The organism is Nostoc sp. MG11 (assembly GCF_014904695.1).
GTDB lineage: Bacteria > Cyanobacteriota > Cyanobacteriia > Cyanobacteriales > Nostocaceae > Komarekiella.
In genome coordinates this window covers 1-8239 of the sequence record NZ_JACXXN010000093.1, presented here as the reverse complement: position 1 = coordinate 8239, position 8239 = coordinate 1, and the positions used below count along the sequence as shown (strand labels likewise).

The window sequence follows — 8239 nt, the reverse complement described above, 5'->3', positions numbered from 1 at the left end:
TTTCTCGGTCTATATCTTGAGGCAGGTTTTGGTTCATATTTGTGATACTCCCCCTGAAGTGTCCTCTTGTCAATACTCTGCCACCTGAATCCTTACCAAGAAACCAGAGTCAGAGTTTCAAGAGTTTGAACCAAAGCAATTAAGTTTATTTTGAGGAGAAAACAAATAATGTGTAGAATCATTCGTCAATCAGTCTGAAAAATTAGAAAGCCTCATCGCTGTTGGGGTTGCGCTCAAAAATTCTCTCCTGGCACACAGATGGAGTACTTCTTTGGTATTTGGGATGGTGAAGTTAGCGACTCCTATTGGTGTTTAGATTGCAGCAAATTTGTAGATGCCATATACAAACACACCAAACTTTATTCTGACTGTTGTGAAGGTATGGATTTTGGAGAAGTTAGGAGCTTAAAAGCAAACCCTCACTATTACGAAATCCCGGAAATTGTGTTCACTGAAGCTGGCTTACCATATCCATCGGTGGACAAAATTGATGAGGAATCAGCTGCATGACATCAGCGCCCTTGTTCTTATCAATATTTTGAATCTTGCAAGACAAGCTAGGGGAGGGCATCCCCAAAGTAACGCTGTAGGACTCGTAACCTCTACTCTTTTAGGCGAAAGCCTATTGGAGCAAGTGACGAGGTAAATTACAGGATCCCCGTGCGTTCACGCCAGGGAGTGTCAACAACAAGTAGAAGCAGGAGTTGCATGTGAAAAGATTTACTGAACAACAAGCTGAATTAGCAATGAAGTTTCTCAATCAATTTCAATTCAGTCGTCAACACAGAGAATTCAGCTATCGATATTGGAAAACGGGTGGTTATGGTTGGAATGGTTGTCAAATGGGTGGAACTTACCAGGTGAAAGCTTTAATGTGGTATCACTTTGTTTATAAGCCTAGTAGTAAAGAATGGCGTCCGTCAATAATCCTGACAGCGCTAGAAAAGGCAACCATAATGAGGCAGAACTAATCATTGAAGAAGAATAAATTCGTCAGAATACATCCGTCATCTCAGGCATGGCATTGGGTTTTGATCAGGCACTTGCAGTTGCAGCTATCGGTTTAGAAATACCTCTGATTGCTGCAATCCCGTTCAAAGGCCAGGATAGTAAATGGCAACAATCTGACCGCTTACGCTACGAAGATATTCTGTTTCAAACAAAGCAGATTGTCTATGTAGACAAGACTACAAAATACTCTACTGAACACGTAGGATGTAGCGGTGAGAAAATGCAAAAACGTAACGGGTACATGATTGATAATTGCACAGAAGTATTAGCGCTTTTTGACGGTTCAGCAAGTGGTACTGCTAACTGCGTCAAGTATGCAGAAAGCTTGGGGAAGCCATTGCTGAATGTATGGAAGTCATGGGTTAAATATCGGGGATTATAAGGAGTGATCGCATGAAACCGTATTACACAGACGAATACATTACCCTATACAACGCAGACTGCCGAGAAATCTTACCTCAAATACATGGCAAGTATTTTGGCTGGACTGACCCACCTTGCAATGTTGGTAAAGATTACGGTGTTTGGTGCGATCGCCTTGATGATGATCAATATCTGGAGTTCTGCTTACACTGGATTACGCAATTTAAATACTTGTGCCCTGAAACATGCATCTTTGTCCCACGCAAGTATTTCTTGGAGTATTGGAACCTACTAGGCAAAGAGTACAAACAAATAGTCCTTACCTGGAGTCCAGAAGGAGCAATTAGAGGCTCCTTTGTAAACCAATACGCCAGCCTCTTGACCAACGCCAAGCCTATACAACGAACTAAGGATGTTTGGCACAATCTACAGCTGCCAGGACTAGGCTGGTTCTTTCGTGAGCAAACTTACGGGCATCCCGGCTATACCAGTGTTGACCTCACCAATCACGTTTTAGCTCATTTGGCATGTCCAACACTACCGATTCTAGACCCTTTTGCTGGCACTGGAACAACTCTCAAGTGTACTAAAGACCTGAATCGCAAGGCTGTTGGTATCGAAATCAATGAGAAATACTGCGAAATTATTGCTACTAGACTTTCTCAACAAGTTTTACCTTTGTGGAATCAGATGCAAGACATGCCTCCCTTCAGTCCAAGGACGAACATCCTATGACTGAAACAGTCGTTAGCGCTCTGCACTACCAAGCGCCTCCCGCTTATACTGCATCAGTGATGGTTACGTTGTCTACAACACCCGAAAAATTCTTAGAGGACGACCTCAAAGATTTAGAAATCCGTAGCCAAGGATGTCTGTATCAGTACCTTGAGAAGAAAAGGCTACTTGATGGTTCAATAGTTTTTTACCCACGAGTTATATGTGAGCGTGACCCAAACAACCCGACTCACTACCGATGGGGTTACAACTGGGAAGAAAAAGTACAGGGAGTTTGGAAAGGTCGTTCTATCGGCTCTATTCCTTGTGGTGCAGTTACTCTCATTCGAGAAATGCAAAAGGGAGGGGCCAGTAGAGATGAGATAATCGCCTTCATCAAACGAGCCAAAGCCAAAAAGCACTCTCCAAAGAATTTAGATGTCTGCAAAAAGCTTGAGAACACAAATACTAAACCAACGCTACCAGATGATGCACCAATCGCTGTAGTACTCTTCGCCGGTGGTGGTGGGATTGAAGCTGGGATGGTGCAAGCCGGGATTCGCCCGGTCATCGCGGTGGAATGTGACCCAACCAAGCCTCAGTTGAGTAGTGCGATCGCCTCCTCCCATCACCACAACTTCAGCGAATACGGCTGTAGAGTAGTCCAACAAACAGTTCAAGAAGTAGCACAAGAGGGATTTCTGAGTTTTCTGCGCCGCCCCGATTATCTCCATGCCTCCCCAATGTGTTCTAACTTCTCTGCTGCCCACACGGCTAAAGCGGGTAAGGGCATTGAAACAGCTGACGACTTGACGGCTGCGCTTGCTGTTGCAGAAGCTATCCGACAGTTACAGCCACGGGTATTTACTCTCGAAAATGTCCCACGTTATCGGAGCAGTCAGAGTTTCAGTATTATCCTGCAAACTCTGGAACAAGAGGGATATCTGGTTAATTACAGCGTAGTGAATATGGCTGACTTTGGACTGCCCCAGGCGCGTCGGCGGTTAGTTCTGATTGCCAGTAGAGTTTATCGTGTTGCAATACCCGCTCACAGAAAACCTTGTGGCTGGCATCATGCCATTGCTCATCTCATCCCCACAATGTCCGATTCACATCTACTACCTAAACAGCAACAGGCCGTATTGAAGTTCCTCGCCACCAATGAATCTACTCCGTTGCTGATTGAAAGAGTTGGAGGACGTACAGAATCTAAATACAAGCCTGGACATTTACCCTGTAACACCATTCTGCGATCGCACTTCACAGATCACAAAGGTTGCAACCGCAATAAGTTCGCTGACATCTGGTTGCCGGATGGTAGGCCAAGTCCTTATCAATTCAAGGGGCAGCGAAGTTACAGGGTTTTCCCGATTGGTACGAATTTCCCCAAGAGGCGGCCACGGCGGGGTCAATTATCGGGTATTCCGTACCTCCCAGCTTTGCAAGTCAGTTATTTGCATCAGTACAAAGTATCTTAAAAGGAGCCAAAGTATGACTAATCTCGTCCACGACTTAGAAGAATGCTGGTATCTTTCGCCACCTTGGGGTAAAGACATTCCACCACTGACCATCAGCTTGCTAGAAAGAGTCTACCTCACCACCACCAAATCATTCGGCTATTGCTGCGGTGTTGAATGGTTGCAGGATGATTGGAGCTATGCGATTGTACTTAACGATGAAGTGGTTTATACCTCTGCATCCCAACTTATTGGCACAGGAAAGACACAACCAGATATAGACAAGCCTATATTTGCGTTGGGCGAAAAAGTCGTATTTCCCTGCAATCGAGATGCCAGCAATCTTCGTATTGTTCAAGGCATTCATTTGATAGACGACTTTTGGACTTACACCGTTGAGTGGGCATCTCCATCGCTGACCGAATGCGATGGCAAACTGATTACCTCTGGCGACCGTAGGGCTTGGGTAACTGATACCGACTTAGTGAGGGTGTAGTGTGACTATCTATACGTCGTACTACACTGGGACTATTAGGGGAGAGGCTGTTTCCATCTCGCTCTATCCACCAAAAGGCTTTCAAGGCAGGCATCTACCGTTGTTCGCTCCTACTCCTGAATTGCTCAAATGGTGGAAATCGTCAGCGAAAGATGCCACCGCGCAGCAGGAGTACAAGCGCCAGTTCCGCGAGATTCTCGACTCCCGGCACAGTTGATTGAGCTTTGGGTGCGGAAGCAGCAACAGTTCAGTGTAAATATTACCCTGTGCTGTTACGAGAAATCTGGCGACTTCTGCTATCGGTATCAAGTGGGTGAAGAAATAGTACAGACGTATCTACCAGTGCAGTGGGGTGGGGAAATCGGTGCTTCTCAAAGACCTCAGTTGAGTATTATCCCAGGCGGTAAGGCAATCTATCCACCTCAAGTCAAAAGTCTCATCGAAAAATGCCACGAGTCCGGCTATCCAGTAAGATGCGTTCCCGCTTCGGGTTGCCGTAGGCATCGCCTAAAGTGCGGGTACTACCGGGTATCTCTGCATGGTAAAGATTTGGGCGAATGGTCAGAGTTGGGTTTGCTGGAGGTGCTGTCGGGACTGCGACATGAGTTTTACCGTCAAAGGCTGCTGATTTCGTTAATATGAGCTACTCGATAGAAAGTGTACAACTGATGGGAGCGAATGCAGGCTTTATTCCTGTTCTGATTCAACAATTCCTGGGAAAAAATAACCACTCCCTCTGGCTGTGATGATCAATTCTGGATTGTTGGGATCGTCTTCTACCTTTGTCCGCAATCGAGAGATATGCACGTCTACCATGCGGGTGTCTATATGATGCTCTGAAACATAACCCCACAATTGCTGCAATATTTCTAATCGGGAAAAAACTTTTCCAGCATGGTTTACTAACAACTCTAGCAAGCTAAACTCTACACCTGTCAGGCGAATGCGCTGAGCATTTTTGTGAACTTGTCGCTTAGTTGTATCGATTTTGAGATTTCCAGCATGGATTATCCCGGAATTAGGAATAGCGTTGATAATGGTTTTGTGGAAGCGCCGCCCCATTAGTCTTGCAATTCGAGCTTCTAGCTCCTTGGGGGAGAATGGTTTTGCCATGTAGTCATCAGCACCTAATTTTAGTCCAGTTATTCGGTCTGCGACATCTGCCAAGGCTGTAAGCATAATAATTAGTACATCTGACTCTTTGCGTAATTCTTGACACACACCAAAGCCATCTAGCTTTGGCATCATCACATCCAAAACTATCAAATCAGGAGTTTGTTGACGGAAAGCTGACAAAGCTTCTTTGCCATCCCTGGCTGTGATTACATCGTAGCCAATTATGGAAAGACGTGTCTCTAAAATCCGGCGAATACCAGGTTCGTCGTCTACCACTAGGATTTTTCCTTTATGGCTTTCCACGTCTGTGTATGCTCCTTAATGACGAGCATGGAACTCTTAACTCTTAACTTTCTATTATCAGGCTAGAATGGATAAAGCTCTTGCAAATATAAGTTTTACCAAAGTCAACTGAGGGTACAGATAAAGTTTCTCTTGACAAGGGCGAGAAACGGTAGGGTTTCGTAAAGTGCAATAAAGACGTTTTAGCATTCACACTACGCCATTTTGTTGTGCCCAAAGAGCTGCCTGAGTGCGATCGCGCACTTTCAGTTGAGATAAAATTTGGGTAATGTGATTTTTAATCGTCCCTTCAGTCAGGTAAAGCTCGCTGGCGATTTCTCGATTGCTCTTTCCCTGCCCCAGTAACCTCAACACTTCCAGTTCACGCTCGCTTAACAAAAACTCATAGTTCTGTTTCTTGGTAGAAGGATTTATTTGAGCAAACACTTTGGGGGCAATAGTCGGGCCTAATTGGCTGTATCCTTGATACAGAGTGCGGATAGCAGCAGCCAACTGCCCAGAAGGAGTGCTTTTGAGTAGATAACCTAAAGCACCAGCTTGCAGAGATTGGCAAATATATTCATCTTCATCGAAGGTTGTCAGCACCAAAATTCGTATCCAAGGATAGCGTTGATGGATTTGACGCGTTGCAACCACCCCATCACATACAGGCATTCGCACATCCATGAGAATTACATCAGGCTGTAATTGTTCGGCAAGGGCGAGCGCTTCATTACCATTACTCCCTTGACCGACTATACTTAAATCTTCTTCGAGCGATAACAAAGAAGCTAATCCCTGGCAAAACATAGTTTGGTCGTCCACAAGCAGAAGTCGAATCATTACGGAATTCTTGCCTGTATATGAAATCAAACAGTAATAAAGGTGCAGTCATCTACAATCTCTTTACAAAAGTGAATGAGGATATCTAAGTAACAACTTAGATATCCATAGGAAACACACTAATTTACATAGGGTATTCTCCTAACATCATATTTGCTATCTACAACCAGAGAAATATTTCTAAAGATATATTTAATTCTGCTGGTCAAAAGAGGCAAGGGAGCAGGGGGCGGGGGGCAGGGGGAAAAACTGAGACAGAGCTTGTCCTCCGCCCCAGTTCAAGCGGACAAAGAAGGACGGGGCAACTCTTAGAGATGCTCCGCGAACGTACCCGTGTTTCGCTCCGCTCCACGCAGGGGGGAAGGGCTTGCTCCCCCTGTTCCCTGCTCCCTTGCCTCTTCGGTGGATAGCGATTGCCTTTCGTCAAATGCCAGAATGCAGAGCATGGAGCGATGGACACAGCAACCAGCAGTCGGCTTCCCTTGAGAATTTGCTATATTCGGGGAGATCCTGACCGTGTTTGCCCAGAAATTCCTATGGATATGCGACGACTTATAAAAAAAACTGCCAAGCCGATTCGCAAAAAAACAGACGCAACCCCACCTCCTACCCAAGCGATTGAGATGCCTGAGATTCAGGACATTCCTGAACCAGTAGTTGATTCTGAGCCACATGCATATATCCAAGCATCACAATCAGACTATATTCCCGAAAGCTATCGCCCTCTACACTCCCTTGGTAACTCCGGTTGGCAACCGTCTGACGTGTGGCGGGAACTGAGGGTGGATGATTTTTGTGGGTGATGCTAGCGATGGGCAAAGCTCCGCCAAGGGCATCGCAGCATAGAGCCACTGTTAGTAATCGCTTTTTCACCCCAACTTGACTTTCGCAACCTATAATAAATGTATATAAGGATATCTAAACTTTTTCAGCTTAGATACCACAAACTTATTTTACCAAGCATAACTTTAACAGCTTAGCGGCTGTCTTCTACTTTGCAAATCTCCTTTGAGCTAGATTAGTAATTCATACTTAGATTAGTTGCCAAAAATCTCAATTTCAGCACTATATTTAATGTTTACTTGTTGAGAGTCAGACCAAATCGAAATTATAATCGGCTGACCACAAGCATTTGGGATGGATGCAATCTAATAAAATTTTTCGCAGTATTGGCTGACACTTATTTATACATAAAAACTGACTATACAGATGCTAATTAAAGATATTGGTATTATTTATTGCTATTGTTGGCTGACTAAACTGACAATCGCCCTAATTAATTCCTCTAGTTCCACAGGTTTAGAAATATGCATCTGAAAACCAGCAGCGAGCGCTTGCTGCTGGTTATGCTCTCCAGCATGAGCAGTCAAAGCAATTGCAGGTATTTGCTTTCCCTGTTCTCGTGACAAAACCCGCACCCGCTGTATCAGCATATAGCCATCCATATCCGGCATTACAATATCACAAAGCAGAAGATCTGGCAGTTGTTGTTGCAAAGCTGCAAGTGCTTCAACGGCTGATGTCGCTACAGTAACCACGGCTCCTAAATCCTCTAATATGTAAGCTATCAATTCCCCTATAGAAGCTTGATCATCCACGACTAAAACACGCAGTCCGCTAAAATTCACTTGCGCCTCAGTTGGCTGTGATTTGCTGGTTTGTTCAGACTCAGTCGTTATCAATGGCAAACAGACTGTAAATGTTGCACCTAAATTCTCTCCTGGACTTTCTGCTTGTACATAACCACCGTGAGCTTCTGTTAAATATTTAACGATGGCTAATCCAAGTCCCAGTCCGCCAAATTTCCTGGTTGTGGAGCTACTTTCTTGACTGAAGCGTTTAAAAACATACGGCAGGAAGTCGGGTTGTGTTGCAAAAAAGGTTTGAAGTGATAAAATTCTCTAGAACTAAGATTATTTATGCAACAACTCCGAAGATGTCTGCAATAAAATTAACT

Annotated in this window: 11 protein-coding genes and 2 pseudogenes; 9 read left to right on the top strand and 4 right to left on the bottom strand. The window is 44.6% G+C overall.

From position 1 onward, the window contains the following. The first annotated feature begins 258 nt into the window (after positions 1-258). The 8 genes and pseudogenes from HCR01_RS36015 (at position 259) to HCR01_RS35985 (ending at position 4683) form a co-directional block, all read left to right on the top strand. Complete coding sequence (locus HCR01_RS36015) at positions 259-510, top strand: hypothetical protein (RefSeq protein WP_193200691.1); 252 nt, start codon at positions 259-261, stop codon at positions 508-510. Between the two features lie 200 nt (positions 511-710). Further along, on the top strand, positions 711-971 hold the full coding sequence (locus tag HCR01_RS36010; RefSeq protein ID WP_193200690.1) for a hypothetical protein: 261 nt from the start codon (positions 711-713) through the stop codon (positions 969-971). A gap of 47 nt (positions 972-1018) precedes the next feature. Continuing rightward, complete coding sequence (locus HCR01_RS36005; protein ID WP_193200689.1) at positions 1019-1393, top strand: SLOG family protein; 375 nt, start codon at positions 1019-1021, stop codon at positions 1391-1393. 11 nt (positions 1394-1404) lie between these two features. After that, positions 1405-2109 carry a DNA methyltransferase gene (locus HCR01_RS36000; protein WP_193200688.1) on the top strand — a complete coding sequence of 235 codons (705 nt, stop codon included), beginning with the start codon at positions 1405-1407 and terminating at the stop codon, positions 2107-2109. After that, positions 2106-3059, top strand: a pseudogene (locus HCR01_RS40625) (DNA cytosine methyltransferase); the annotation flags it as partial. The gene HCR01_RS36000 and the pseudogene HCR01_RS40625, both read left to right, overlap by 4 nt. A gap of 365 nt (positions 3060-3424) precedes the next feature. Next, entirely contained in the window at positions 3425-3583 is a 159-nt protein-coding gene (locus HCR01_RS40305) for a DNA cytosine methyltransferase (protein ID WP_320073258.1), read from the top strand. Then, positions 3580-4041 carry a DUF1392 family protein gene (locus HCR01_RS35990; RefSeq protein ID WP_193200687.1) on the top strand — a complete coding sequence of 154 codons (462 nt, stop codon included), beginning with the start codon at positions 3580-3582 and terminating at the stop codon, positions 4039-4041. The genes HCR01_RS40305 and HCR01_RS35990 overlap by 4 nt, the downstream gene beginning before the upstream one ends. Before the next feature lie 129 nt (positions 4042-4170). Further along, positions 4171-4683, top strand: coding sequence for a hypothetical protein (locus HCR01_RS35985; RefSeq protein WP_193200686.1), 513 nt, complete (start codon positions 4171-4173; stop codon positions 4681-4683). A 45-nt stretch (positions 4684-4728) separates the two neighbouring features. Here HCR01_RS35985 and rpaB read toward each other — a convergent pair whose 3' ends face one another. After that, positions 4729-5460, bottom strand: coding sequence for a response regulator transcription factor RpaB (gene rpaB, locus HCR01_RS35980; protein WP_193200685.1), 732 nt, complete (start codon positions 5458-5460; stop codon positions 4729-4731). A 189-nt stretch (positions 5461-5649) separates the two neighbouring features. Further along, a complete protein-coding gene (locus HCR01_RS35975) occupies positions 5650-6282 on the bottom strand; it encodes a response regulator (protein WP_193200684.1) in 633 nt (210 codons plus the stop codon). Between the two features lie 413 nt (positions 6283-6695). Here HCR01_RS35975 and HCR01_RS35970 point away from each other — a divergent pair, with 413 nt between their 5' ends. Next, complete coding sequence (locus HCR01_RS35970) at positions 6696-7085, top strand: hypothetical protein (RefSeq protein WP_193200683.1); 390 nt, start codon at positions 6696-6698, stop codon at positions 7083-7085. A 438-nt stretch (positions 7086-7523) separates the two neighbouring features. On the opposite strand, the gene HCR01_RS35965 is transcribed toward HCR01_RS35970, so the two are convergent. Next, positions 7524-7970, bottom strand: a complete 447-nt coding sequence (locus HCR01_RS35965; RefSeq protein WP_264299989.1) for a response regulator — start codon at positions 7968-7970, stop codon at positions 7524-7526. 3 nt (positions 7971-7973) lie between these two features. Then, positions 7974-8138, bottom strand: a pseudogene (locus HCR01_RS40300) (ATP-binding protein); the annotation flags it as partial. Positions 8139-8239: the final 101 nt, after the last annotated feature.

Coding starts and splice junctions, on each gene's coding strand:
- HCR01_RS36015 (WP_193200691.1), top strand. CDS start 259: ATGGAGTACTTCTTTGGTATTTGGGATGGTGAAGTTAGCGACTCCTAT.
- HCR01_RS36005 (WP_193200689.1), top strand. CDS start 1,019: ATGGCATTGGGTTTTGATCAGGCACTTGCAGTTGCAGCTATCGGTTTA.
- HCR01_RS36000 (WP_193200688.1), top strand. CDS start 1,405: ATGAAACCGTATTACACAGACGAATACATTACCCTATACAACGCAGAC.
- HCR01_RS35990 (WP_193200687.1), top strand. CDS start 3,580: ATGACTAATCTCGTCCACGACTTAGAAGAATGCTGGTATCTTTCGCCA.
- HCR01_RS35985 (WP_193200686.1), top strand. CDS start 4,171: ATGGTGGAAATCGTCAGCGAAAGATGCCACCGCGCAGCAGGAGTACAA.
- HCR01_RS35975 (WP_193200684.1), bottom strand. CDS start 6,282: ATGATTCGACTTCTGCTTGTGGACGACCAAACTATGTTTTGCCAGGGA.